This window comes from Nostoc sp. JL33, assembly GCF_017114985.1.
Lineage (GTDB): Bacteria > Cyanobacteriota > Cyanobacteriia > Cyanobacteriales > Nostocaceae > Nostoc.
Window position 1 is genome coordinate 1 of sequence record NZ_JABXKP010000045.1, and the last position, 24456, is coordinate 24456.

Sequence of the window (24456 nt, forward strand, 5' to 3'; positions counted from 1 at the left end):
GTGGGGAGTGGGGAGTGGGGAGTGGGGAGTGGGGAGTTAGGAGTTAGGAGTTAGGAGTTAGGAGTGGGGTGGGGAGTAAGAATTTTAGATTTTAGATTTTGGATTAAAGAATTGAAATTTAATCCAAAATCTAAAATCCAAAATCCAAAATTGAATTGCCCCATGCCCAAAATTAAATTCCGGCACCATCAAGAAAATCTTCAATCATGCCATCAGAATTTTTGCTCTTAGGTTTGTCGGTTGGTTCCTCGCCAAGCTCAGTTGGGGACAAACTTGATTCTTCCAACTGCTCGAACTGTTTCTCTAGAGACTTGACGCGTTCAAATAAAGCGCGGATTACTTCAGCTTCTACGTCGCGTACTTTATCATGATCCAGAACATTGGTAGCCAAGTTGTTCTGACGAGTCACGCGCCCTGGAATCCCGACTACAGTAGTGTTACTGGGCACATCTCGCAGCACTACAGAACCGGCTCCAATACGGACGCGATCGCCTATTTGAATATTTCCCAAGACCTTCGCACCCGTTCCTACAACTACATGAGAGCCTAAAGTAGGATGGCGTTTGCCGGTTTCTTTCCCAGTCCCGCCAAGGGTGACACCTTGATAAATTAGGGCATAATCACCCACTATCGCTGTCTCACCAATCACTACTCCCATACCGTGGTCAATAAAAACACCCTGACCAATTAATGCCCCAGGATGGATTTCAATTCCGGTTAAAAAGCGACTAATATGAGAGATAAATCGAGGTATAAAGGGAATTCCCATTTTATGCAGCCAGTGTGCCAATCGATGAAACACTAGGGCATGAAGTCCAGGGTAACAGAACAATACTTCTAGCCAGTTACGGGCTGCTGGGTCACGCTCAAAAATGGTTCGCAAATCAGTTAGTAGCATACTCTGTTGGGATTTTTGTTGTTAGGTGAGGCTCTGAAAACAGAAACTCAGGATAATTCCCACAAAAGGATCAGCTCATTCATGGGAATTGTGTAAGATAATAATCTACGGTAAATCGATAGAGTAAAGTGTTTTCCTGGGTAGTAAGTGGGATGCTATCACATTCCACACTTGGAAAAAATTAATTTCGCATAAACTGCGATAAGTCCCCCAATTCACCGTAGTATTATATTGAGTACAGTCTTGAATAGCCAAAACTACGCTCTCTTGGATCTGTCTTCCAAAGTGGAATACGCGCTGCTGGCACTCTTAGAACTGGCAAGCCACCACGGAAAAAAACTTCCTCTAACCATGAGCGAGATCACCGCCAAGCAACCCATACCTGAACGCTATCTGGAACAAATTTTGACGAACCTCCGGCGTGCTGGTGTCGTGCAGAGTCAACGCGGCTCTAAAGGAGGTTTCGTTTTAGTTCGTGAACCTTGGCAGATTACAATACTTGAAATTGTCACTTTGGTAGAAGGCGAGCGGAAAGAGAAAGATACCTCTGACTCTCCGACTCTGGAAAAGACTCTGGTTTATGAAGTTTGGGAGCAAGCTAACGCTGCCTCAATTGAAGTTTTGGGTAGCTATACACTCCAAAACTTGTGCGACGAAAGAGAAACTCGCGCACAGCAGAGTCCGATGTATTATATTTAGACACGACGGAGTACCCACATGCGGATAGCGAAAGATATCACAGAGTTAATCGGACGAACTCCTTTAGTTCAATTAAATAAGATTCCCCAAGCTTCGGGAGCGGTTGCTCAGATTGTGGTGAAGCTAGAAAGCATGAACCCAGCATCTTCTGTAAAAGACCGGATTGGCGCGAGTATGGTGGAAGCGGCAGAAGAAGCAGGCTTGATTCACCCCGGAAAAACCGTTTTAGTAGAGCCGACTTCTGGAAATACAGGAATTGCGCTGGCGATGGTGGCGGCCGCTAAGGGTTATCATCTTATTCTAACGATGCCTGACACAATGAGCCAGGAAAGACGATTGATGCTCAAAGCTTATGGCGCTCAACTAGAGTTAACGCCAGGGGTAGAAGGGATGCGAGGAGCGATCGGTCGTGCAGAGCAGATTTTAGCTCAAACGCCCAATGCTTATATGTTGCAGCAGTTCCGTAACCCCGCTAACACGAAAGTTCACGCCGAAACCACAGCAGAAGAAATTTGGGATGACACCGATGGAGAGGTGGATATTCTTGTGGCGGGAGTCGGTACTGGTGGGACGATTACGGGAGTTTCAGAAGTTATTAAAGCGCGGAAGCCGAGTTTTCAAGCGATCGCAGTTGAACCAAGCAGCAGTCCGGTGTTAGCAGGTGGTAAATCGGGGCCTCACAAAATTCAGGGTATCGGCGCGGGATTTATCCCAGCAATTTACCGTCCAGAACTGGTAGATGAAGTGATTCAGGTAGCAGATGAGGAGGCGATCGCTTACAGCCGTCGCCTAGCAAAAGAAGAAGGATTACTATCGGGGATTTCTACTGGCGCTGCTTTATATGCGGCTATTCAAGTGGCACAACGTCCAGAAAATGCCGGTCGCCTAATCGTCATGATACAGCCTAGCTTCGGCGAACGCTACCTCAGTACCTCACTGTTCAAAGACCCAGAGGAAAATGAGTGGTTGAGTAAAGTTTGATCCAATATACTAATTTTAGATTTTAGATCAAAAATCTAAAATCTAAAATTGGCTTGGTTATTTATTATAAGTTTCGCCAATTTTATCGGCACTTTGATTATTTTTCACCAAAATCATCAAACAGAAACAACTAGCAGCTAGCTTTATTAAGCTTAAAGCTTCACTTTTTAATACAATAAAAGCGCCTAATCCTATCAGGACAAAAGGCACAAGATTATTAAGGTAACGAGTTAATACATCAGCTATAACTCTGTTGTTAATTAATTTGTATGCAGCGTAGCACCAAACTCCTAACAATAAAAAGAATATTCCGATAATTAACAAAAAGCTCTCTAAGTTACTGCTAGCAAATAAAGGCACGTAGATGCTAATATTATCGCTACCATTGGCAATTGTAACGGCTGCCACACTATAAGCTTGGGGAGAAAAAAAACTAGTAATTGTTGATGCTTCAGCTTCTTCTGTTACAGCTACGACTTCTTTTGATGAATCTTCTTCCCGATTCACTAAGCTACTGATACCTATGGACATTGGTAGTAAACCAAGTAATCCAATCCAGCTTTTTGATAAAACTAATCCACCAAATAAACCAGGAAGACTAAGGATTAATAGAACCGTAAAACCGAGAAACTGACCAGCTATTATATGCCGGGGGCGAAAACTAGCATTTATTTGAGAAAAAAACAACAATAGAATCACAATATCATCAATGTTAGTGGCAATGAACGCGATCGCCCCTGTAGTAATTGCAGTAACTAACTCGTTCATATTTTAAGAGAAACATAGATTTGCTTTTATCTTGTAGCAGCTACCGCGTTCGCATTAGCAAAGCCTCTGGTAGAGAAGCATCCCAAAGAGAAGAATGCAAAGAAATTCAACAACAGATACACGCCCTAAATTATCTGTGTTTATCTGCAATGCCAAACGCTAAATCTTAATTTTTGCAATAAATCTGGTGAATCGTTGAAATTCCTTGAATAATTACTTGTCTATTTTAAAGCTTAGTTGTGCCAGAAGGTTAATTTGGTATGGTGATAAATCGTAGGTTCTAAAAATCCAGCATGAGTAAGTTAGGGACAGCCTTCAGTGAAGGGATAATTGCCTTCATAGCCACTAACATAGATGACATCATTATTTTATTAATATTTTTTTCACAGGTAGATGTTAATTTTCGACGGCGGCATATCTTACTTGGTCAGTATCTCGGTTTTACAGCCATTATCATCGCTAGCTTACCAGGATTTTTTGGTGGATTGGTCGTCCAGCGAGAATGGATAGGATTGTTAGGATTGCTACCAATAGCAATTGGTCTTCAGCAACTAGTATCTAGAAAAGAAGAAACTACAACAGTTCAGACAGTCAGTAGTGATTTTACGCAGTCCACACCTAGTAACCCTGTATTGTCTTTTATTTTGAGTATTTTGCACCCCCAAACCTATAAAGTAGCGGCAGTAACGATCGCTAATGGTGGTGACAATATTAGTATATATATCCCTTTATTCGCTGGTCACGATCTTAGCAGCTTGGGAGTAATTTTAAGTATATTTTTTGTCATGGTAGGGGTTTGGTGTGCGATCGCTTATTTTTTAAGCCGTCAACCTAGCATTGCTGATATTTTAAGTCGCTACGGTCAAGCTGTCGTACCTTTTGTGTTAATTGGCTTGGGTCTGTTCATTATGTATGAACGAGGTACATTTACTCTACTACCTTGGGTGAGGAGTTAATCAATGTTGGATGCTGGATTTAAAATTGAAAATCTCAAATTGCTCACACCTGATGAACTAATTTCCAACTTACCATCATCAAAATCGCATAAATGATAAACCGTAGTGGTCGTTGCGGAGCTACTTGGCAGATTTTAGCACCTAGTAACACCCCTGGCACAGAGCCTAGCCAGATAGGCAGTACCAAACTCCAATCAACTGTTCCCAAGCTGAGATGACCGAGGGCTGTAAACAGCAGTAAAATTGCTGCGTGTGAAATATCAGTACCCACTAACTTGCGTGCATCAAGGCGGAAAAACCCAATCAGCACTAGGGCAAACATTGAACCTGATGAGACGCTTGTTAGACCAACCAAACAGCCTAAAATTGCTCCCACAGTGATTGTTAGGAAGCGACCAAAATTATTTTCTAAGTCGAACTTTGGCAGTTCGGGTAAATTAAACTTGGGGAAAAAAGTCAATAACAACAATTGCACTAGTGCTAACACTGTGACTAACAAAATCATCGCGCCAAGCAAACGAAGCAAGATGTTATCCAGGTTATATTCACCTGTACGTTTAATGAAGTGCAAAATCCCCACCCCGAACAGTGAACCTGGAACACTCCCAAATGCCAGCCATTTGACAACTTCTGTGTCAAGAGTTTTCTGTTCCCAATGCTTAACGCTACCAACAATTTTCATCAATGTGGCAGCCACAACATCAGAACTCACAGCGATGGAAGGTGGAACCTGAAAAACAAAAATTAACATTGGGGTGATGAGAGAGGCTCCGCCAATTCCCGTCAAACCAACGATGATGCCAACAAAAAAGCTTAAGAGCGGTAGTAATAAATAGTGCATACTCTTCGGGTGTTTCAACAATTGAGTTATCAGTTATCATCCTGTTGAGTCTCCCACTTCTATAAGTGAGGCGTCGGTTAGGGTTTAATATCCCCAAAGGAAGCCTTGATAACTGTTCACTGACTTAACTACGAGCAGCTAGAAGCGAAAGTTAGCTAAAGCTTCACCGCTAGAGAGCAGCCAAACTATAGCCCAGTGATAGACGGAGCTAGTGATGGCAAGTTATTGTGTTTCTCAAGGGATGAGTGACACAAAGGTTATCCAGCTAAAGGTTAGGGCAGAGGATTCCTGGACAACTTAAAACCTGTCTGGAACTTTTTGTCAGCATGACAACAGGCATTTAGCTGAAACAGGCTTTGATAACTGCTTATGGGTCAGTTGCTCTGCTAAACTCAACTTCTAACTGGTTTTTTTGCGGTTTTACATGTAAAAGCACGTAAGGCGATGCACTTACCGTATTTTACTTGTAAGCATGAGCAAACGTCCAGCGTATTCGCGTTGTATATCGTTAAATTCTCTGGATAATACACCGCAGTCGGTTAAACTTCTGAGGACTGGTTGCTAAAAAAATTACTTACAAGTTAAGAACCATAGGGATAATTCAAAACCTTGTAGAAAAGATATATCGCGTCTCTACGTCTGGATTGATACTAAGCTGTTCCACATTTAACTTGCTCCCATTAGGGCGGGCTTTCCGGCCCACCCCACAAGATTTTAATTAAATTTAGATATGTAAACTAGATGTGGAACAGCTTACAATTTGGTAACGCCGTGAAAGTGATTACAATACTCAAAGTCAAATCCGATTCCCTAGTCTAAATTTTGTTTGGCAAAGGTCAAATCGCCAAAATTGCTGCTGAAATTTCTGCTAATGCCAAAATCCTGATTACTTACGGTGGGGGTAGCATCAAAACTAACGGTGTTTATGACTAGGTGAAGTCTGCGTTGGCTTGCTTTACCGCGCAAGCAGTTAGCGCTAGGAGTCATAACTAACCTTATTGCAAGAAAAGCTAATAATTTGTATTTAATAATTAATTCAAATATATTGACTGTGAGGAATTGATCATGATAGTCTAAATCAGGCCATTCGGTCGGAAAAAATTGATGTCTAAAGGCGAAGAAACAAAAAGCAGAATTCTCTACCAAGCAGCCGAACTGTTTAATCAACAGGGTTATGCAGGCTCATCGATGTCAGATATCATGCGTGTCACTGGATTGCAGAAAGGAGGAATTTACAATCACTTTCAAAGCAAGGATGATCTGGCGCTACAGGCTTTTGACTTTGCGATCGCTCGCATCAAACAGCATACTAGATTTGCATTACGAAGCAAACGCCACGCAGTAGAACGCCTGCAAGCAATCATTGGCGTATTTAGTAGCTTCGCAGAAAATCCACCTATCAAGGGAGGGTGTCCACTACTGAATACTGCTGTGGAGAGTGATGATGCTCATCCGGCGTTGCGAGAACGTGCTCAACAGGCGATGAACTCTTGGCTGCATCTGATTCGTCGAATTATTGAAACGGGAATTGAAAAGGGTGAAATTCGCCCGGAAATTAGTGCTGATGAAATCGCTACCATCATAATTGCAACGCTGGAAGGAGCCATAATGATGAGCAAGCTTTATGGAGATTCAATTCACATGCATAGGGTAATTAATCACCTGAATCAATATTTGGAAACTCACCTTTAAATGTATGGTACAAATCAAGGTATATGGTTTAGCAGACAAATTAAATCCTCTTAAAACGGAGCTATCAAATATAATCCATACCTCTGTTATTGAGGTTTTACAGCTTACGCCTGAAAAAAGATTTCACCGTTTTTTTCCACTGGATAAATCAGATTTTTACTATCCATCTGATAGATCAGAGAATTATCTGATCGTTGAAATTAGTATGTTTGATGGACGCTCGGTGGAAACAAAAAAACAGTTGATTCGCCTGCTGATTAAAAATATTAATGCTCAGTTGAATATTTCTGTGTACGATATTGAAATCACAATTTTTGAAACGCCTAAATATAACTGGGGAATTAGAGGTTTACCTGGCGATGAGTTAATTGTAAACTACAAAGTAGAAGTTTAAAATTATTATGGGTAATCGGTTATTAGACAATTAATAATTACCCGTACTTAAAAGAAGTAATTGAAGAAGAATTCAGAAGTCAGAATTCAGGAGTCAGAATCAATCAGTCGGGGATTCAGACCCGCGACTGATTGTTCGCCTTTGGCGTCTCCCCTTGGGAGAAGACCACCAAATTGAAAATTTGGTGGGGGTGCAAAAACGCCGATTATTCATCCGCCAGTCGTACAGAATACCCAACTGAATTCTGACTCCTGACTCCTGAATTATGTTCGATAATTTTAATATTTAGCATACCCATCAGTCTTAAAAACAATTTATCGAGATAAAAATGCTAGTAAATAACAATTTGCATAGACCATTCGAGATAATATTAGCAATTCCTGTAAGAACTTATGACATTGACTTTATGGGAATCGTTAGTAATATTGTGTATATCAGATGGCTAGAGGATTTACGTTTAAAGTTTTTAGATGAACATTGGCAACTCAATCAACAAATTGAGCAAGGATATACACCGATTCTAGCTGGAACTGAAATTGAATATAAACGTCCGATAAAGATTATTGATCAAGTAATTGGACGTTTATGGCTGAGTAAATTAGGACGGCTGAAGTGGACTGTGCAAGCTGAAATTTTATCTAACAATGAGTTAGCAGCAGTGGCTACCCAGAAGGGTGGTTTTGTCAGTTTGCAAGATAATCGTCTTATTCCCATTCCAGAGGAATTACAGAAGAAATATTTAGAGGATCAAAAAGGGATTCTGAAAGACCATTTATAAAGTAATACGCTTGGGTTAAGACTAAATCACCAATTTACTTAGCATCAGTCAATATGCTTTTGATGTCTGCTAGCTGCACCACTCCTGAAAAAGCTGGACTATTAATTATAAAGAAAGGTGTACCAGAAACAGCCAATTTCTCAGCTAGCTCGATATCTTTCTTAATTGCGGGAGTAGCAAGAGTAAGATCGCGTTTAAATTTACCCAAATCCAGATTTAGTTTTTTAGCAATATCTAAATATAACGCCTGACCCAGTTGCTTTTGATTAGTAAATAGCGCATCATGATATTGCCAAAATTTGCCCTGCTGATGTGCCGCCCAAGCTGCTGTCGCAGATGGCAATGCTTCAGCATGAATTGAAGTAAGAGGTAAATTCTTGTAAACTAATCTCAGTTTATCTGGATAATTTGCTAACAATTGTTTCAAGGTTTTATGCGCCTCAGCACAATAGGGACATTGAAAATCTGAAAATTCTATTAGCAAAGTTTTTGATTTAGTTGAACCTGTGGTGGGAGAATCGCCAATTACTATTTGAGGATTCGTTTTTAAATCCTGTAAAAATGCTTGCTGTGCTTGGTTTACTTTCTGTTGTTGTTGCTGCTGATAGGCTTGAACAGATTCAATAATTGCCTCTGGGTGTTCGCGGATAATTTGTAATACTTGCTGTTCCAACTGCGGATCAATCTTACTGTTAGCTTGTGCAGGAAATGACCAGGTGACAACCAAACATAGCAAACCTATTGCTGTCCAAGTACGTAGATGCTGAAAGAAGGCACTAAAACAATTAAAGAATATATCCATACAAAAACTCATAAATAAATACTTCTTCAAGGGGATTCTATACATTACTTTTTACTTATTAAAAAGATCCAGCAATCATCCCAGCAAGTAAAATAAAACCAATCCACACGTTTTGCCGGAACATCTCACCATAAACAGGATTAGGTAAATCTTGCTTTCTTAATCGCAGAGACTGCCAAACCCATCCGATAGTAGCAAGTGCAAGGCTAATCCAGAAAGCTAAGTGCAGATGTATGAGTACACCTAACCAAGCCAATAACAAGATTGTGCCAGCAAAGAAAATTCCAATAGCTACGGGGGCATAATTCCCAAAAAATAGGGCGCTAGAATTAACACCAATGCGGCGATCGTCTTCCTTGTCGCTCATAGCATAAACTGTATCAAATCCCAATGTCCACAATATAGTCGCACCCCAAAGTAACCAAGTTGGTTGGGAGATAGTTTGTGTGACTGCACTCCAGCTAATCAATACCCCAAAACCCCAAGCGATAGAAAGCACCAGTTGTGGTACGGGAAACACCCGTTTTGCACCTGGATAGAGCAGAATTACAGGCACAGCTGCCACAGATAACCAGAAACTCAGGGGGTTAAGATAAAAGGCCAGGACTGCTGCACATGCTAGCGATACGATCGCGACTACAATCCCAACTTTCAAAGACAGGGCGCGAGAAGCCAGGGGGCGATCGCGTGTTCTCTCCACTTGTGGATCAATATCCCGATCCCACAAATCATTGACAACACACCCCGCCGCACTCGTGGCCAGAGTACCCAATATAATCACACCAACCAGAGGTAAAGGCGGTTTCCCAGAAGCTGCCAAAAACACAGCCCAAAGAGCAGGAATCATTAAAATTAACCGTCCTTCTGGTTTATGCCAGCGCAAAAGCCGGATAATCACAAGCCAAATTGGTTTGTGGGGGTGTTCTGGCGTTGTTAACATAGTATTCATTGGGGATTGGGCATTGGGCATTGGGCAAACAGGGCATTGGGAATTGGACATTGGGAATTAGTTATTTCTTCCATGCCCTATGCGCCATGCCCCATGCCCTAATTCACACATCTTTATATTTATAGAATAACGTTATTTGTTATTTGTAAAAACATAACCTCAAGTGGTAACTTTAAATATTTTTAAATAGTCACTACGGTTAGAAACATTAGGGTGAATATACTTAGCTCAGTTACCCTCGACCTACGGTTAATCTCAGAGCAAGTATGTTGCAACAAATATCAGTGCCAGCTACCCCGACATACCACCGTTTGCCATCATTTCTTATAAAGAGAGAAAACTAGATGCTGAATTTAGTAGCTTCGGCTAGCGGGGAGAGTGTTCCAACTCAACCACCTAACCAACATCGGATTATTGCTGCCATTGACCTGGGAACAAATTCTCTACACATGGTAGTAGTCAAGATTGACCCCACACTACCAGCTTTCAGCATTATCGCCAAAGAAAAAGAAACCGTGAGACTTGGCGATCGCAATCTAACTACTGGGGAACTCAAACCGGAGATCATTAAAACGGCGATCGCTGCTTTAAGACGCTTCCAAGAAGTTGCCAAAACTATCAACGCTGAAACTATCATCGCTGTGGCAACTAGTGCTGTACGGGAAGCCCCCAATGGTAAAGATTTTTTGCAGATAGTAGAAACGGAGTTGGGTTTAAGCGTTGACTTGATTTCTGGTCAAGAAGAAGCGCGACGAATCTACCTTGGCGTTCTGTCGGGGATGGAATTTAACAACCAGCCTCACATGATTGTTGATATTGGCGGTGGTTCCACAGAATTGATTTTAGGCGACAGTAACGAACCGCGCACTCTTACTAGTACCAAAGTCGGTGCAGTACGACTCACTAGCGAGTTAATCACCACTGACCCGATCAGCAACACGGAGTTTCAGCAGCTGCAAGCCTATGCACGCGGGATGTTAGAACGTTCCGTGGATGAAGTATTAGCAAACCTTCAGCTTGGGGAATCTCCGCGTTTGGTGGGTACCTCTGGCACGATTGAAACCCTGGCGATGATTGATGCACGAGAAAAGTCGGGTGTTATTCCTTCCACTCTCAATGGCTACCAGTTTAGTCTTAAAGACTTGCGAGAGTTGGTAAATCGCTTGCGGAAGCTGAGTAACTCCGAAACGGCTGCCATACCTGGGATGCCAGAGAAGCGGGCGGAAGTTATACTGGCTGGCGCAGTCATATTACAGGAAGTAATGACCCTTTTGGGTAGTGAATCGGTTACAGTTTGTGAGCGTTCTCTCAGGGAAGGCGTAATCGTAGATTGGATGTTAACCCACGGTTTAATTGAAGATAAGCTACGTTACCAAAGTTCAGTTCGAGAACGGAATGTTCTAAAACTTGCTAATAAGTACCATGTCAATTTAGAATATAGCGATCGCGTGGCAAAATTTACCGAGAGTTTATTTGACCAAACTCAAGGTACCCTACACCACTGGGGATCTGACGAGCGACAACTGCTGTGGGCAGCTGCAATATTACATAATTGCGGTCATTATGTGAGTCATTCGTCTCACCACAAGCACTCTTACTATCTAATTCGCAATGGTGAATTACTCGGTTATACAGAAACCGAGATTGAAATCATTGCCAATTTAGCGCGTTATCATCGCAAATCGCCGCCCAAGAAAAAACATGAAGAGTACCAGAATTTGCTGACTAAACACCAGCGACAAATGGTTAGTCAATTGAGTGCAATTTTAAGATTGGCAGTGGCATTGGATAGACGAAAAATTGGTGCGATCGCTCAAGTGCAATGTGAGTATTATGAACAATTTCGGCAGGTAAACTTGCTAATCTTTCCATCTAAATCTGATGATGACTGTGCTTTAGAACTCTGGAGTTTAGATTACAAGAAAGGAGTATTTGAGGAAGAATTTGGAGTGAAATTAGTAGCGAGTTTAGAAAAATCTAGCGTTGCTAACTTATCTTAGAAAGTAGGGTGCGTTAACGCAGTGTAACGCACCTGTACATAGTTTGTAGTCTATGATTGTGATAATTTATCACCTTGAGAAATTAGGCTCAATCAATATAAAAGCTTGAGGTAAAAATCAAATAAATTTATGCGGGAGGTGTTAAATGGGCTATAATTAGCAAAAAATACCTTATTAGAGAACAAGACTTTTTATCTAAATATGCTTTCAAAATTAAAGTCAACCTCTTAGCTAATTTTTGCATCATACTTAAGGATCAATTTATAAACTGTCCTAAGAAGCATTTAAAAATAAAAATTAGTAATTATAATATAGTTAACAATCTATTTAATGTAGGTTATGTTGCTATTGGATATCTAAGCCGGGAAAACTTAGATATCCTTATATAAAATTTCAATAAAGCAGGCTCAATTGCTCGGTTCTCCAGAAATAGTGACTTTGAAAATTGAACCTCCCCAAACCGAACATCCTTGGATGAAATTTGCGGGTATGTTCAAAGATGAACCGTAATTTGAGGAGATGCTGGCATATATAGAAGCTGAACGCAGTCAAATTGGCTTGGAGAATGAGACAAAGTGAGTGTTGTGTGGATATTAGATACACATCACTTATCTTTTCGGTTACGACTTAATTATTGATTAATGTTATTATAAATATTCAACTTGAAAAATCAAAATATTATGAATATAGCTGTAAAAACTACCTCTGCGACAACTGCACCTAAGTTAACTTATGATGTGCTGATTGAAAATCAAGCAGATGGTACAGTTAAAGCAACATTGCTAGGTTTACCAGACTGCCAAGGTTTAGGAAATACGGAAACGGAAGCAATAGAGAAACTCAGTCAAAGTTTGCAAACTCGGTTAGAAACAGCCAAAATTGTGACTTTAGAAATTGAAGCGCCCAAAGTAGAAAACCCTTGGATGAAATTTGCGGGTATGTTCAAAGATGATCCGCAATTTGACGAGATGCTGGCATATATAGAAGCTGATCGCCGTGAACTTGACGCAAAAATGGAGGAACATTATCGGCAACTTGATGCGGAGAATGAAACTAAGTGATATGGATACTTGATACAGATCACGTCTCACTTTTTCAACAAAGGCATCCAGTTGTCACGCAGCGTATCAATGCAGTCAATCGTGAAGACATTGCTGTAACAATAATTACAGTTGAAGAACAACTGCGTGGGAGGTTTAATGTAATCAGAAAGGCTTCCTCATCTGATACATTGGTATTAGCTTATGCAAACCTACAGGCTACCTTAGAGTTTTTCAAAAATGTGCGATCGCTAGGATTTGACCAGTATGCTATCAATTGTTATGAAGATTTGATTCGTCAAAGAATTCGCATTGGTACTCAAGATTTACGCATTGCGGCAATTACGCTGTCAGTGAATGGGATTTTAGTAACCCGCAACCGCAAGGATTTTGAAAAAGTGCCTAATTTGCGTTTTGAAGATTGGACTATATCTTAATACGATTCAGTTAAGGCTAAAACTCTGTTGTCAAAGCCAAATTTTTTAAGGAAACGTAAAGGACGCAAAGGAACAGAAGGAAGAAATGCTTAACTGAACCGTCTTGGACTATATCTTAATTCTTATCAAGGTTAATTTAACCTATTTGTTTATAGTTAAAAACTTCAGAGTAATATTATTAGCTTCCCAGTATTCTTTGGCTGAATTTAAAATATCCAATGCTATTTGGTACTGTGTAGGGTCAGCTTGAGCAAAGATATCAGCATGATCATACAATATGACGTATCTCTCAGCCGGACACCATGTTAAATCGGTGATACATTCATCAAAAGCATCCCAGTTTGCACTAAAGTATGTAGGAAATTGGATTGCTTCAGCAGCTTTACTTAAAAATGTTTCTTTGCTATTAATTTTTTTACCATCAAGATAAAAAACTTTAGTTCCTGGTTCTGCGGGTATTTGTTCCACTGTTTCACGTATGCCTTGTTTTGCGTCTATTGAAACATTTAGAAATTCACTCATGTATTTCTCCTTACTTATCACGACTACTAGATGAATTTTTGAAGGCTATTGTTAAAATGCTATAGTCTAGGGTTTTTGTGACCCCGCCAGGAGTCAAACCAAAGCAAAGCAATAGCAACGCAATACCAAAAAAAAGCAAACCAAGCAAGGAAAGCAGACCAACCAAGCAAACAAAAAAATAATCCAATCCCAACAATAACCACTACCAAAACGTTCACATCAGAATTTAAAGTAGTTGTAGTGGTATGTGTTGCCGATGGTTGGGTTATTACGGGTTGAATATGAGGTGTAGAAGCTGCTGGTTGAGAAATATTAGATTGAGTTGGCTTAATTAGTGATGAAGTAGCTGTATTGCTTGATGATGCAAGCTGCCAAATATTGATAGTTTTGTCAAAGCTTGCACTGGCAAGGATTTTGCCATCTGGGCTAAAAGCTACGGAATAAACATAGGAGGAATGCCCCTTAAGGGTGTAGATTTCTCTTGCCGTGCCTACATCCCATAGTTTGATAGTATTGTCAAAGCTTGCACTGGCAAGGGTTTTGCCATCTGGACTGAAGGCAACTGAACGAACCCAGTCGGAATGCCCTTGGAGAGTGCGGATTTGCCCTCCTGTTGTGACATCCCAGAGTTTGATAGTCTTGTCATCACTCCCACTGGCAAGGATTTTGCCATCTGGGCTAAAGGCAACCAAACGAACCCAGTCGGAATGTGCTTGGAAAGTGCGGATTTGCCGTCCTGTTGTGACATCCCAGAGTTTGATAGTCGTGTCATTACTCCCACTGGCAAGGATTTTGCCATCTGGGCTGAAAGCTACGGAATTAACGTTGGAGGAATGCACTTGCAGAGTGCGGATTTGCCGTCCTGTTGTGACATCCCACAGTTTGATAGTCCTGTCACAACTCCCACTGGCAAGGATTTTGCCATCTGGGCTAAAGGCAACCGAAAGAACCCAGGCGGAATGTGCTTGGAGAGTGCGTATTTGCCCTCTTGTTGTCACATCCCACAGTTTGATATTCGTGTCATCACTCCCACTGGCAAGGATTTTGCCATCTGGGCTGAAAGCTACGGAATAAACGTTTGAGAAATGCCCCTGAAGGGTGTAAATTTCTCTTCCCGTGCCGACATCCCACAACTTGATAGTATTGTCATTACTCCCACTTGCAAGAGTTTTGCCATTTGGACTGAAAGCTACCGAATTAACAGAGTTGGAATGCCCTTGTAAGGTATGGATTTGCCCTCCTATTGCGACATTTTCTAAAGTTTTATCTGCGGCAAAAGCTTTAGGTTGTGATGTTGATACAGCAAAAGCAGATTGTTGTTTTGGTCTAGCAAAGCCAGGAAATATATCAATATGAAGTTTTGTAAAGCGATCGCACCAATAACACTTACCATAAGTTTGGCTGTAGTAGTGGCTGTCTACCTTTCCACAGATAGTTAACTCATTAACAGCAAGTCTGAGCGCCTTTACCCAATCCTCAGCAGTTGGGCGTAAGTTAGGATTTTGATAACCATCATTAAAGCATTTGAGAAAACATCGCTGAACCTCTGGGTGAACAATCTCAAGAGGAATTGTCCTTTCTACAGGTTGAATCAAATTGTTTGGTGCATACAGCCAAAAACCGTGACGGATAAGTTCATTAGGTAGTGGTGTGTCTCCCGTACCTGTCCACTTTCCCGCAAAAGGAGTTTGACCACCAAACAACAACTGATAGATAATCACTGCTAACCGGAAGCGATCGTGTACTTCCGTTTGATCAATGCTATCAAAATCTTTGCCAATGAGTTCCGGTGGTGTAAAGCCATCTGAACCAACTGAACAACGATAAACCTTATTATTTTTCGGATTCCGAACCTGAAAAGAATCAGTATCAATAATTGAAGGTAAGGCGCGATCGTTAACAAGAATATTTTGCGGCTTGATGTCACCCAAAACATAGTCAGAAATGTGAATTGCTTCAATAATTGAGGCGATATTCAGCGCCGTTGTGTGGAGAAAACGCCAATCAACCTCAAGTTTTAGCCGCTTCCGAAGTTGGGGGTTGTATATATCAATAAGTTCTTTGCCTTCCTTAATTTCCGGCATCAAAAAGCCCACACAATCACCCTGAGCATCTTTCAGTAACGACTTAGGCCAAGCAAAAGAAATATGATTGAGATGAGAGTTTGGCTCTTTGGGGCGGTGCGCTATCATCACCGCCAACTTTTGCACACGCTCAGGTTTTTGGTCATGATAAATTTTTGCTAAGTAACCATTGCGATTAGTTTGCCAAACCTTCGCTTCACCACTATTTTTAGGTTCACCCAACAGAGTAATCGATTGACCCGTACTGGCACAGGTGAAAACTGTCATCGAATTTTACTCTCTATCAAAGAAGCACAAAAGTAAGGTTTTATCATCGTCAGTGCGAGAATTTAGCCGTTCAGAGTTGAGGAATTCCATCAGATATTTATCTTTCTCCTCTTCATTAACAGGTTCGTGCAAGTATTCCTCCAAAGGTTTAAAGAAAGGTGAGAAGGGTTTCCAGTCGCTCAAGCGAATTGCTACTTTCTCTAGTCCATCAGTGGAAGCACAAATAAACTCTTGTTTTTCGGAAATAACTTTTACCTGCATTTCTTTTACTGCATTTGCTGAAGTGATAAAAGTCGTTTCATTAGCAAACTCACCTTTATCTGGCTGAAACAACAGTTGATATTCTGACTCTTGGGAACGCCTTACAATAAATCCATCGCCAATTTGCATAGCTGCAACCCAGTCAGGAGTTGCTACGAAAACCAACAATGTACAAGCTAAATCATTGACAGAATAATTTTCTTTCTCTGCTTTTTTGCCTAACTCAGCAATTACCTTATTTACAGTTTTAGTAAATAATCTCTCGGCTTCTGGTTGCGAAAGTGCTTGAGAAACTTTTTGCCACCAATGTTGACGCTTGCGAAGATATTCACTAATTTTTGAGAGATATTTAAGTGCCGTTTCTACCGCCAACTCAGAACCAACATCAGAATATTTAGCACTACCAGCACCATCAGCAACCGCGCCTACAATCACATCCTTAAAGGTGCAATATTTCCCATAATCTTGACAAACTATACCCTGGTTTTCATGACTTGTTCCGATCGCAGAACCCGCAACAGCTTTCCAATTCACAAAATTTCCTCCTAACTGCTAATTTGACCCCATCCCATAGACGGTAAAGCTACAGCTTGCCCCACTTTGCCACTAGAAACTCGTTTCATCGAAGCAGAAAGCCAGACGAACAAATCACGAAAATTTAAGCCATTTAGCGTAACTGGTGGACGTTCAGGTGGAGAAATTTGTTTAAGGATATTCATATCAGCACCCTGTACACCAACCGCAAAAAATGACAGTCGGCTTTGTGCTTCTGCTTGTCTCAATCTTTGCGCTGCTGAATTCCATGAATCAGTTGGCGCTCCATCTGTAATCAAAAACACCCACGGGCGATAATAGAGAATACCGTTGTCTTTATAAGTCTGTTTCCGGCTTTCTAGAAAATCCAAGGCATACTCAATCGCCCCACCCATTGGGGTAACACCATCTACTTCTAATCTAGGCGGTGTAAATTGGTCAATCGTTACAAAGTCTTGCGTGAGTTTAACTATGGGGCCAAATGTAATCATGGCTACTTCCACACTCAGCGATGCTTGGGAATCTTTTAGTACATCTTCTTTGAAAGCAGCAAGTCCTTGATTTAACTCTTGGATAGGCTGACCTGACATAGAGCCAGAAGTATCGAGTAAGAGAATTACAGGGCAACGATTTTCTGGATTTTCAACGAATTCAGGCAATCCTACAGGCATTCGACGCTCCTAAATTGAGTCAACTGGTCTGAGAGATCAATCACCTACATTATTCGCTAAAACACACACTTTTACAGTAGTATTTTTACGTATAAATACTACTGTCTATTTGCCTGATTGAAAGCGTTTGTACTTGTTAGCTGATAAGTACTCGAACAGAATTAATTACACAATGACAGTAAATATTTTTGTCTAGCTACTTATAGCGCTTCTCGGTTGAGTCCAATACAGACCTAACAAGAACAGCCCCTTCCCTACAAGGTAAGGGGAGTAAGATTCAAAGCCTCTCTCCTTTTAGGAGAGAGGTTTGGAGAGAGGTCAGAGTCTATTGCATACAAATGAAAAGCGCTATAAAGCTTCTTAAATCTACCTATCTCATTAAAATCTTCAGCCTCCTGTAACCTTGGCTACACCTGAGTATTCTTTTCTTTTCTTCCAGAGGCTATGCGATCGCAAAACTACATAATTCGGTAAAATTGGGTAAAGCAATTTTTGCGCTTGTTAAACAAAGGCATTAGCAAACCCATGCAACTGAAACTCAGTGCATCTAAACTTCCCTTCGCCCCCCTCCTGTTAATTGCCCCCTTTTTCCTATGGGGGACGGCAATGGTAGCCATGAAAGGAGTGATACCCCACACCACACCGCTATTCATGGCGGGAGTGCGTTTGATACCAGCAGGGGTGTTAATTCTGATTGCAGCAGCATTCATGGGTAAACCTCAGCCGAAGGGTTGGGCTGCATGGCTGTGGATTGCCTTATTTGCCCTGATAGATGGGACGCTGTTTCAAGGCTTTTTGGCAGAGGGATTAGTCAGAACCAGTGCGGGGTTAGGGTCTGTGATGATTGACTCGCAACCCTTGGCTGTTGCCTTGCTGTCGTTGTGGCTATTCCAAGAACACATTGGTTTTTGGGGATGGCTGGGTCTAGGTTTGGGAGTCACAGGCATTAGTTTAATTGGCTTACCTGATGAGTGGATTTTACATTTTCTCGACTCAGGCGCAAATATCACAGTTGGCAACTGGCAAGATTTGTTTGCTAGTGGCGAGTGGTTAATGCTGTTAGCAGCGCTATCAATGGCAGTGGGAACAGTGTTGATTCGGTTTGTCTGCCGACATGCTGACCCAGTAAGCGCTACGGGATGGCACATGATTTTAGGTGGATTGCCACTATGGGGAATTTCATCAGTTGTGGAATCCCAGCAGTGGGAGAATTTAGGAACATCTGATTTAGTGGCTTTGAGTTATGCTACCGTATTTGGCAGTGCGATCGCCTACGGATTATTCTTCTACTTTGCCTCTAGCGGCAGTCTCACTAGTCTTAGTTCCCTCACCTTCCTCACACCCGTATTTGCCCTACTATTCGGCAATCTCTTCCTCTCGGAAGTCCTCAGCCCGTTGCAGTGGGTCGGTGTTTTCCTCACTTTAATCAGTATCTATCTGATTAACCAACGTGATACTTTAGCAGGACAAAACGACACAGTTACTGTCGGCGAAATTGCTAATACACAGCAACCTGTCTTAGAACCATCTGCTAAAAAATTGAATCCCATAACCCTAGCAGTCAGAGAATCTGAACCAGAAATTGTGCCATAAGTAGTAAGTCTCTTTAATTTTGAATTATGAATTGTTATTGTGGTATCGAAGACTTCAAAAGCACGTTCAGGCTGAAACTTGCAATATGAGGCTACGCCCTTCCTCAATCTTGATATTTACCTGTTTTTCTTGCCTGGGTTTTTACCCAAATCCTGCAAGTACAGCTACACCTAACCTAGCACCTGAAATTTTAGAACTTGCACAAGCCAGTTCAACAGTTTCTGCTAGTCCGGCTGTTTTGAGTCTCGGTAGTCAAGGGTCAGATGTGCAGAGACTACAAACTCAATTAAAGCAGTTGGGATACTACAGTGGCGTGGTCGATGGACAGTACAACGCCAGTACGGAAATCGCTGTAGCTAAATTCCAGAAAGCAAAGGGTTTAAAAGTAGATGGCATTACGGGTCTAGGGACTAGAGGGAGACTCCAAGCAGCAATGGAGGCCAAAAATCAGATTATCACCTCTCCAATAGTCACCTCTTTTGCTCCGACTTCCAAATCAACTGCAACACCCAAGCCAATCGAGAGAGGTTTTGCCTGGTGGTTAATATTTGCCATCGGAGTTCTAGGAAGTATTGGCGCACTTATTTACCTGCTGAGGTGGTTTCGTCAGGTCAAACAAGTGCAAAAGTCTGAAATATCAAATACTAAAAGTTTGAGTGAAGCTAAGATAGACCCGATGACACCATCCTCACCAGAGACTGTAACTAGTCCACAAACAGCTACGCCAGCAGTCACCACACGATTACTGCTACCAGAAAAAACCTCGCGGCTTGCTAAACTCAATATCGTTGACGAATTAATTCAAGACTTACACAGTTCTGACCCAGCGAAGCGGCGCAAGGCTATTTGGGATTTGGGTCAGCAGGGAGATTCGCGGGCAATTCAGCCTATGGTTGACCTGATGATTGATGCTGATTCTCAAGAAAGCAGCTTAATTTTGGCAGCTTTGGCAGAAATTGGCATCCGCACACTCAAACCGATGAACCGTGCTTTAGCAGTTTCAATCCAAGATGAAAGTCCACAAGTGCGGCAAAATGCGATCCGTGACCTGACGCGCGTTTATGACATGATGGGTCAAATGAGTCAAATGTTGTGCCATGCGCTGGAAGACCCAGATGCTGAAGTGCAAGCAACTGCACGATATGCTTTGACTCAGATGAATCGAATGCGTGGCTTGCCAGAACAACAGAGTCTACCGGAAGATTCGCACAACGATTCACCACAATAAATCTAAAAATTTTTCAACTGGATTTGGATATTGGTGTTCGGGCCTGCGACTAAAAATGCCGCTTCGCTAAATTTGGGCGCACTTGTGCGAATTTCTGGGTTGCTGGAAAATCCAAAGCCTTCCTTTGGTATACCAAAAATATTGCTATTGAGAGTGCCGTCATTATTTTGATCGTGGAAGACAGCAACGGCATAACTACCTGCTTTCAAGTTCTCAAAGGTAATGTTTAAGGGAGTCTCAGTAATCTTACTACACTGCTTTTGTAAGGCGCGATCGCGATCGCTAGGAAATCCTTCGCTGCTTGCAAATATACTGGCACAGACTTGTCCTTGTTTATTCTTCAAGCCATCAATTTCCACGGTGAGTTTGCCGTTAAAATTTGCCTTGGCACTACATGACCATGCCAGATTTCCCAGAACTGCCAATAGCAGTATACTAACTCTCAATCCTTTAACCATAAAATTTTCATAGGATAAAATAAGTTACAAAAACCAGTGTTCATCAAGAACACTAAAAAGGCAGCGATCGCAAAATAAATACGTTAGTGAGTCGTAAGCAATTTATACAACATATTCTAACTACCGTACAATGACTGTTTTTCTTTTTAAATGTTGAGAAAAGTGACGGACTGTAGAGATAAACTCAAGGCGGAGGTGAAGATCATTCATCTCTGCGAAAAAATTGTATTAAAAGTAACGCAGATTTCCAATATCTATCCTGAAATAGCAGCTTGGTCGAGCTATTTACAAAAGAGTTTCTTGCTGACTATAACAAGCGATCGCAATTTTGCCATAACCTATAAAGAAATCTACCGCACCCCCATCAACAATTAACTACCACTGGGAATCTAGAGACCACCGATTTGGATCGTGACATTTAAACCGTAGTCTTTGTAGATATCCGTGGCGGTTCCCTGGTAAAATCTGCCGTGTTCTGCTTATGCTATCCAGTTTGTACTAAAGCTAACTTTATCCAACCGAGAATTGCTATTTGACGGTTGGTTGCTGTTAGTACAAGCAGCAATAACGCTACTATCAATCCAGATAGAACCGTATTGAATAAAATTGCGGCGACTAAGGCGATGAATCGCTGTTCATGAGGGTGATGACAGATTCATAAAACAGTATAATTCTCTGTTTTAACTGTCTTTGCTCGAATTCGCATCTAGCCGACTACCAGCAGGATGCTTACCCGATAGCATTCCTTGAACATTTTGAATTGCTTATCTGCTGTTGTAGCTGAATCTAAATGTACATTCTAGAATCAACTTTTGATTGACTAGCGAATAAGGCTGAATTTCTAGAGCACTTTGAAAAGCTCGGATCGCTTGACTATACTCTCCTAGTGCCGCATAACACAAGCCCATACCGTGAAGCGCTCCAAAATGTATTGGATTTATCTGCACAACCATCTGACAATCTAGCAGAGATTTTTGATAATCACCAATACTGTAATAGAGGAAAGCACGGCGATTCCAAGCTTCGGCAAAATCTGGCTGCTCTTTTATTAGTGCCGTCAGGGCTGTTTGGGCTTGAGTAATTTCACCTGCATCCAGTAACTTTTGACTGCGATCAATTATTTCCAGCCCATAGATTCCCTTTTGCTGAAACCAGATTCGCCAGATTTTTCTAGTTGCCTTTTCCCGGACTGTGGCATCCGGGTTTTTCAATTCTTCAAGTAAGGAATTAATAGATAAAGAATCCATGAATTTGAGATCAGTGAATATACCTTTGTATTAACTTTCTCACAAAATATATGGATTAAATCATTTTTAAAGTCATCTTTAAATTTGCGGTGATTAATTGCTAATTATGAATTTACTGTGTTCTTTCTTGTATTCAGTAATATGACTAATACCATACTCGACATCTAGAATCATAAATAGTTAGTCATTAAGATACCATTTAAAAGAAAAACTCGCTAAAGGTAGTTGACAGAACCATAGTGACTAATAATCCATAAAAACTAATGACTATGCCAAAACAAAACGAGGTTTCCAGGAGCAAGCCAAAAAATAGCGTTGTTTAATTTTTTTATTTAATCCACGTTCACTTTTTGGCATACTAAATGTGCCCCTATATACCGCCACCATTGATGACCATTTGGATGAACAGGGCTATATTATTCCGATTAACAACTTTTACCTTCCTCAAATTTGGGTAGTTCACCCCTCAAGTAACTGACGTGCAAAAGCGATCGCCTCTGTTGATGTTGAGACTTTCCCCTCAGCTTGTGCTACACCAATTTCTGTCAACAGTTGGCCGATGATTGACGAAGCTGGAATATCTAATGCTATAATCAACTCCTTCCCGCTTACTAGTGGAGTGGGATGAGCGACCAGATCATCAGGGTTCAGGTAGCGGTTGATCAAAGGTGCCAAGACTTGGTAGCCTCTTGCTTTGGTTTCCTCTGTTGTAGCGACTGCTGAGTGTAGTGGCTTGTCACCAGACATCGCCTCTACCAAATTATTAAGTGCTACAGCTAGCACTGCCGTAGCGGGAAACACCATATCTGCGTCATGGAACAAAAAGTATTGTTCTCGTAAGGACATATCGACTACTTGAAACTGCGGTAACATATCGACTACTTGAAACTGCGGTAACAGTTTGAGGGCAGTGGTTACACCCCGGATTTCGGCACGACTATAAGTTAGTTTCTGTAGCTCTATTTCTGCTAATTCTGGATCTGGGTTGACAAGACAAGCAAGTTTGGCAATACCTAACCAAGTGGTTTTGATACTATCGCGGACATACTCTTGCAGTTGTGTCCCTAATTGTGGCCAATTTTGGGTGAGTAAGGCAGCTGCATTGTCAACTGTTGCAAGTTTGAGCAAGCTTTCACGGGTGGCATTTTTGAAGAAAGGGGCAAGTAAACCATCTTCCCAAGCACTTGTAATCCAAGGAGTAGCCTGAGAATTGCTGAGGAGATAGCCAATTTCTACCCTAACTCGTTCGGCTGCAACTTTGCTGATATGTGATGCCAAAGAACGAATTGCGGCTTGGGTAACTGGCTCAATCCTAAAACCTAGTTGGGCGGCTTGGCGATAAGCTCGCATTAACCGCAAAGGGTCATCTTCTAGGTTCTGTGGTGATACCATTCGCAAAATCCCCTGTTGTAAGTCTACATAACCTTGCAGAGGATCCATAATTTCTTGTGTATGGGGATTATAAGCGATCGCATTTACTGTAAAATCTCGTCTGTGCAAATCAACTTCTAAACTATTTCCTTCCTGTTGGGCAAAGTCAGCTGTAGCGTGGGGAAAAACCACGCGGGCAATTTGTCGTTTGGCATCGAGTAACACAAAACCAGCTTTATAATGATGAGCGATCGCTCTGGCTACCTTTACCGCCTTAGATGGTATAACAAAATCTAGATCCAGATATTCACGAGTTCTGCCAAGGATCGCATCTCGGACAGCGCCACCTACCATGTAAGCGGGTTGTGGCAGGAATTCCAAGCTAAAAGGCCAATTTTCGGGAGCTAATACCATTTTGGATTTTAGATTTTAGATTTTAGATTGTGTACTCCTACGGTGAAGCAAGCTACGAGTAGCATCTTGTAGAGAAATAGAGGCTACGCTCTCAGTGGCGGATCTGAATCCCCCACGCTATTGATTTTCACAGAAGGCGGACTTTCCTTGCTTTGCTCCTGAATTCTGACTTCTGACTTCTGAATTCTGAATTCTTCTTCAAGCATTGTAATAAAAATCAACCTAGCAACTCATGAATAACAGTTGGGCTTAAGCTAGATTAACAATAAAGGCCCCTGGAGTTGGTTCTATTATGTGTATTTGCGTGAACTGCCACTATGTAGACAGATGTGTTACCTATCATGCCGTAGAAGGGCAGCACCAACAGCCTCACTTGACCGAAACACCAAATTTTGATCCCAATGAACCTTCGATCAATGTCAACATTCGGACTCAAGAGGATGTAATTGAAATGGAATGGGATGTTGTTGGTTGTCTGAGCTTTAAGCGGGAAACGGGTAAGTGGTCGAAGTTGCGTCCTGGTGAATTAGTGCCGACTTGATAGAAAATGATTGGTGTATCTTTAAGGTGA

The 24456-nt window shown here is 41.5% G+C and carries 26 protein-coding genes; 13 read left to right on the forward strand and 13 right to left on the reverse strand.

Going from position 1 to position 24456, the window contains the following annotated elements:
• Positions 1-172 precede the first annotated feature (172 nt).
• Positions 173-898: a serine O-acetyltransferase gene (gene cysE, locus HWQ23_RS12035; protein WP_292828288.1), complete on the reverse strand. Its 726-nt coding sequence runs from the start codon at positions 896-898 to the stop codon at positions 173-175.
• A 243-nt stretch (positions 899-1141) separates the two neighbouring features.
• Between cysE and HWQ23_RS12040 the strand changes: the two genes are divergently transcribed.
• Positions 1142-1597, forward strand: a complete 456-nt coding sequence (locus tag HWQ23_RS12040; protein WP_292828291.1) for an RrF2 family transcriptional regulator — start codon at positions 1142-1144, stop codon at positions 1595-1597.
• Between the two features lie 18 nt (positions 1598-1615).
• Positions 1616-2578 (forward strand): cysteine synthase A, encoded by a 963-nt coding sequence (gene cysK / locus HWQ23_RS12045; protein WP_292828294.1) that lies wholly within the window; start codon positions 1616-1618, stop codon positions 2576-2578.
• A gap of 57 nt (positions 2579-2635) precedes the next feature.
• Here cysK and HWQ23_RS12050 read toward each other — a convergent pair whose 3' ends face one another.
• Positions 2636-3346, reverse strand: a complete 711-nt coding sequence (locus HWQ23_RS12050) for a cadmium resistance transporter (protein WP_292828297.1) — start codon at positions 3344-3346, stop codon at positions 2636-2638.
• A gap of 293 nt (positions 3347-3639) precedes the next feature.
• Here HWQ23_RS12050 and HWQ23_RS12055 point away from each other — a divergent pair, with 293 nt between their 5' ends.
• Positions 3640-4302: a cadmium resistance transporter gene (locus HWQ23_RS12055; RefSeq protein WP_292828301.1), complete on the forward strand. Its 663-nt coding sequence runs from the start codon at positions 3640-3642 to the stop codon at positions 4300-4302.
• Positions 4303-4345: 43 nt separating this feature from the next.
• Here HWQ23_RS12055 and HWQ23_RS12060 read toward each other — a convergent pair whose 3' ends face one another.
• Both HWQ23_RS12060 and HWQ23_RS12065 read right to left on the reverse strand, forming a co-directional pair.
• Positions 4346-5143, reverse strand: a complete 798-nt coding sequence (locus HWQ23_RS12060; protein ID WP_292828305.1) for a sulfite exporter TauE/SafE family protein — start codon at positions 5141-5143, stop codon at positions 4346-4348.
• Positions 5144-5953: 810 nt separating this feature from the next.
• Complete coding sequence (locus HWQ23_RS12065; protein WP_292828307.1) at positions 5954-6130, reverse strand: hypothetical protein; 177 nt, start codon at positions 6128-6130, stop codon at positions 5954-5956.
• Between the two features lie 117 nt (positions 6131-6247).
• Here HWQ23_RS12065 and HWQ23_RS12070 point away from each other — a divergent pair, with 117 nt between their 5' ends.
• The 3 genes from HWQ23_RS12070 (at position 6248) to HWQ23_RS12080 (ending at position 8007) form a co-directional block, all read left to right on the forward strand.
• Positions 6248-6835: a TetR/AcrR family transcriptional regulator gene (locus HWQ23_RS12070; protein WP_292828310.1), complete on the forward strand. Its 588-nt coding sequence runs from the start codon at positions 6248-6250 to the stop codon at positions 6833-6835.
• 4 nt (positions 6836-6839) lie between these two features.
• Positions 6840-7229: a tautomerase family protein gene (locus HWQ23_RS12075; protein ID WP_292828313.1), complete on the forward strand. Its 390-nt coding sequence runs from the start codon at positions 6840-6842 to the stop codon at positions 7227-7229.
• A gap of 328 nt (positions 7230-7557) precedes the next feature.
• Positions 7558-8007, forward strand: a complete 450-nt coding sequence (locus HWQ23_RS12080; protein ID WP_292828316.1) for an acyl-CoA thioesterase — start codon at positions 7558-7560, stop codon at positions 8005-8007.
• 34 nt (positions 8008-8041) lie between these two features.
• On the opposite strand, the gene HWQ23_RS12085 is transcribed toward HWQ23_RS12080, so the two are convergent.
• Together HWQ23_RS12085 and HWQ23_RS12090 are read right to left on the reverse strand one after the other, a co-directional pair.
• Positions 8042-8809, reverse strand: coding sequence for a DsbA family protein (locus tag HWQ23_RS12085; RefSeq protein WP_292828319.1), 768 nt, complete (start codon positions 8807-8809; stop codon positions 8042-8044).
• Between the two features lie 58 nt (positions 8810-8867).
• Positions 8868-9749 carry a 4-hydroxybenzoate solanesyltransferase gene (locus tag HWQ23_RS12090; RefSeq protein WP_292828524.1) on the reverse strand — a complete coding sequence of 294 codons (882 nt, stop codon included), beginning with the start codon at positions 9747-9749 and terminating at the stop codon, positions 8868-8870.
• 353 nt (positions 9750-10102) lie between these two features.
• Between HWQ23_RS12090 and HWQ23_RS12095 the strand changes: the two genes are divergently transcribed.
• The 3 genes from HWQ23_RS12095 (at position 10103) to HWQ23_RS12105 (ending at position 13235) form a co-directional block, all read left to right on the forward strand.
• On the forward strand, positions 10103-11758 hold the full coding sequence (locus HWQ23_RS12095; RefSeq protein WP_292828322.1) for a Ppx/GppA phosphatase family protein: 1656 nt from the start codon (positions 10103-10105) through the stop codon (positions 11756-11758).
• Between the two features lie 680 nt (positions 11759-12438).
• Positions 12439-12819: a type II toxin-antitoxin system HicB family antitoxin gene (locus HWQ23_RS12100; protein WP_292828324.1), complete on the forward strand. Its 381-nt coding sequence runs from the start codon at positions 12439-12441 to the stop codon at positions 12817-12819.
• Positions 12816-13235 carry a type II toxin-antitoxin system VapC family toxin gene (locus tag HWQ23_RS12105; protein WP_292828327.1) on the forward strand — a complete coding sequence of 140 codons (420 nt, stop codon included), beginning with the start codon at positions 12816-12818 and terminating at the stop codon, positions 13233-13235. Before HWQ23_RS12100 ends, HWQ23_RS12105 begins: the two co-directional genes overlap by 4 nt.
• Before the next feature lie 141 nt (positions 13236-13376).
• On the opposite strand, the gene HWQ23_RS12110 is transcribed toward HWQ23_RS12105, so the two are convergent.
• The 4 genes from HWQ23_RS12110 to HWQ23_RS12125 are packed head-to-tail and all read right to left on the reverse strand — an operon-like array spanning position 13377 to position 17574.
• A complete protein-coding gene (locus HWQ23_RS12110; protein ID WP_292828329.1) occupies positions 13377-13757 on the reverse strand; it encodes a barstar family protein in 381 nt (126 codons plus the stop codon).
• Between the two features lie 59 nt (positions 13758-13816).
• Entirely contained in the window at positions 13817-16108 is a 2292-nt protein-coding gene (locus HWQ23_RS12115; protein WP_292828332.1) for a WD40 domain-containing protein, read from the reverse strand.
• A 6-nt stretch (positions 16109-16114) separates the two neighbouring features.
• Positions 16115-16903, reverse strand: coding sequence for a PP2C family serine/threonine-protein phosphatase (locus HWQ23_RS12120; RefSeq protein WP_292828335.1), 789 nt, complete (start codon positions 16901-16903; stop codon positions 16115-16117).
• 11 nt (positions 16904-16914) lie between these two features.
• Complete coding sequence (locus HWQ23_RS12125; protein WP_292828338.1) at positions 16915-17574, reverse strand: vWA domain-containing protein; 660 nt, start codon at positions 17572-17574, stop codon at positions 16915-16917.
• A 525-nt stretch (positions 17575-18099) separates the two neighbouring features.
• On the opposite strand from HWQ23_RS12125, the gene HWQ23_RS12130 reads away from it, so the two are divergent.
• Positions 18100-19167, forward strand: a complete 1068-nt coding sequence (locus HWQ23_RS12130) for a DMT family transporter (RefSeq protein WP_292828341.1) — start codon at positions 18100-18102, stop codon at positions 19165-19167.
• An 85-nt stretch (positions 19168-19252) separates the two neighbouring features.
• On the forward strand, positions 19253-20395 hold the full coding sequence (locus tag HWQ23_RS12135) for a peptidoglycan-binding protein (protein WP_292828344.1): 1143 nt from the start codon (positions 19253-19255) through the stop codon (positions 20393-20395).
• 2 nt (positions 20396-20397) lie between these two features.
• Here the strand turns inward: HWQ23_RS12135 and HWQ23_RS12140 are convergent, their stop codons facing one another.
• Positions 20398-20853: a DUF2141 domain-containing protein gene (locus HWQ23_RS12140; RefSeq protein WP_292828347.1), complete on the reverse strand. Its 456-nt coding sequence runs from the start codon at positions 20851-20853 to the stop codon at positions 20398-20400.
• A gap of 162 nt (positions 20854-21015) precedes the next feature.
• On the opposite strand from HWQ23_RS12140, the gene HWQ23_RS12145 reads away from it, so the two are divergent.
• Entirely contained in the window at positions 21016-21228 is a 213-nt protein-coding gene (locus HWQ23_RS12145; protein WP_292828350.1) for a hypothetical protein, read from the forward strand.
• A 389-nt stretch (positions 21229-21617) separates the two neighbouring features.
• Here HWQ23_RS12145 and HWQ23_RS12150 read toward each other — a convergent pair whose 3' ends face one another.
• Both HWQ23_RS12150 and HWQ23_RS12155 read right to left on the reverse strand, forming a co-directional pair.
• A complete protein-coding gene (locus HWQ23_RS12150; protein WP_292828353.1) occupies positions 21618-22100 on the reverse strand; it encodes a tetratricopeptide repeat protein in 483 nt (160 codons plus the stop codon).
• A 459-nt stretch (positions 22101-22559) separates the two neighbouring features.
• The gene (locus tag HWQ23_RS12155) at positions 22560-23885 is read right to left on the reverse strand and encodes a tRNA nucleotidyltransferase/poly(A) polymerase-related protein (protein WP_292828356.1); all 1326 of its coding nucleotides are present in this window, start codon (positions 23883-23885) and stop codon (positions 22560-22562) included.
• Positions 23886-24177: 292 nt separating this feature from the next.
• Here HWQ23_RS12155 and HWQ23_RS12160 point away from each other — a divergent pair, with 292 nt between their 5' ends.
• Complete coding sequence (locus tag HWQ23_RS12160; protein ID WP_292828359.1) at positions 24178-24426, forward strand: Ycf34 family protein; 249 nt, start codon at positions 24178-24180, stop codon at positions 24424-24426.
• Positions 24427-24456 lie beyond the last annotated feature (30 nt).

Coding starts and splice junctions, on each gene's coding strand:
- HWQ23_RS12080 (WP_292828316.1), top strand. CDS start 7,558: ATGCTAGTAAATAACAATTTGCATAGACCATTCGAGATAATATTAGCA.
- HWQ23_RS12055 (WP_292828301.1), top strand. CDS start 3,640: ATGAGTAAGTTAGGGACAGCCTTCAGTGAAGGGATAATTGCCTTCATA.
- HWQ23_RS12125 (WP_292828338.1), bottom strand. CDS start 17,574: ATGCCTGTAGGATTGCCTGAATTCGTTGAAAATCCAGAAAATCGTTGC.
- HWQ23_RS12135 (WP_292828344.1), top strand. CDS start 19,253: ATGAGGCTACGCCCTTCCTCAATCTTGATATTTACCTGTTTTTCTTGC.
- HWQ23_RS12160 (WP_292828359.1), top strand. CDS start 24,178: ATGTGTATTTGCGTGAACTGCCACTATGTAGACAGATGTGTTACCTAT.
- HWQ23_RS12140 (WP_292828347.1), bottom strand. CDS start 20,853: ATGGTTAAAGGATTGAGAGTTAGTATACTGCTATTGGCAGTTCTGGGA.
- HWQ23_RS12090 (WP_292828524.1), bottom strand. CDS start 9,749: ATGTTAACAACGCCAGAACACCCCCACAAACCAATTTGGCTTGTGATT.
- HWQ23_RS12095 (WP_292828322.1), top strand. CDS start 10,103: ATGCTGAATTTAGTAGCTTCGGCTAGCGGGGAGAGTGTTCCAACTCAA.
- HWQ23_RS12110 (WP_292828329.1), bottom strand. CDS start 13,757: ATGAGTGAATTTCTAAATGTTTCAATAGACGCAAAACAAGGCATACGT.
- HWQ23_RS12065 (WP_292828307.1), bottom strand. CDS start 6,130: ATGACTCCTAGCGCTAACTGCTTGCGCGGTAAAGCAAGCCAACGCAGA.
- cysE (WP_292828288.1), bottom strand. CDS start 898: ATGCTACTAACTGATTTGCGAACCATTTTTGAGCGTGACCCAGCAGCC.
- HWQ23_RS12070 (WP_292828310.1), top strand. CDS start 6,248: ATGTCTAAAGGCGAAGAAACAAAAAGCAGAATTCTCTACCAAGCAGCC.
- HWQ23_RS12050 (WP_292828297.1), bottom strand. CDS start 3,346: ATGAACGAGTTAGTTACTGCAATTACTACAGGGGCGATCGCGTTCATT.
- HWQ23_RS12100 (WP_292828324.1), top strand. CDS start 12,439: ATGAATATAGCTGTAAAAACTACCTCTGCGACAACTGCACCTAAGTTA.
- HWQ23_RS12115 (WP_292828332.1), bottom strand. CDS start 16,108: ATGACAGTTTTCACCTGTGCCAGTACGGGTCAATCGATTACTCTGTTG.
- HWQ23_RS12085 (WP_292828319.1), bottom strand. CDS start 8,809: ATGGATATATTCTTTAATTGTTTTAGTGCCTTCTTTCAGCATCTACGT.
- HWQ23_RS12060 (WP_292828305.1), bottom strand. CDS start 5,143: ATGCACTATTTATTACTACCGCTCTTAAGCTTTTTTGTTGGCATCATC.
- HWQ23_RS12075 (WP_292828313.1), top strand. CDS start 6,840: ATGGTACAAATCAAGGTATATGGTTTAGCAGACAAATTAAATCCTCTT.
- HWQ23_RS12150 (WP_292828353.1), bottom strand. CDS start 22,100: ATGGATTCTTTATCTATTAATTCCTTACTTGAAGAATTGAAAAACCCG.
- HWQ23_RS12130 (WP_292828341.1), top strand. CDS start 18,100: ATGCAACTGAAACTCAGTGCATCTAAACTTCCCTTCGCCCCCCTCCTG.
- cysK (WP_292828294.1), top strand. CDS start 1,616: ATGCGGATAGCGAAAGATATCACAGAGTTAATCGGACGAACTCCTTTA.
- HWQ23_RS12155 (WP_292828356.1), bottom strand. CDS start 23,885: ATGGTATTAGCTCCCGAAAATTGGCCTTTTAGCTTGGAATTCCTGCCA.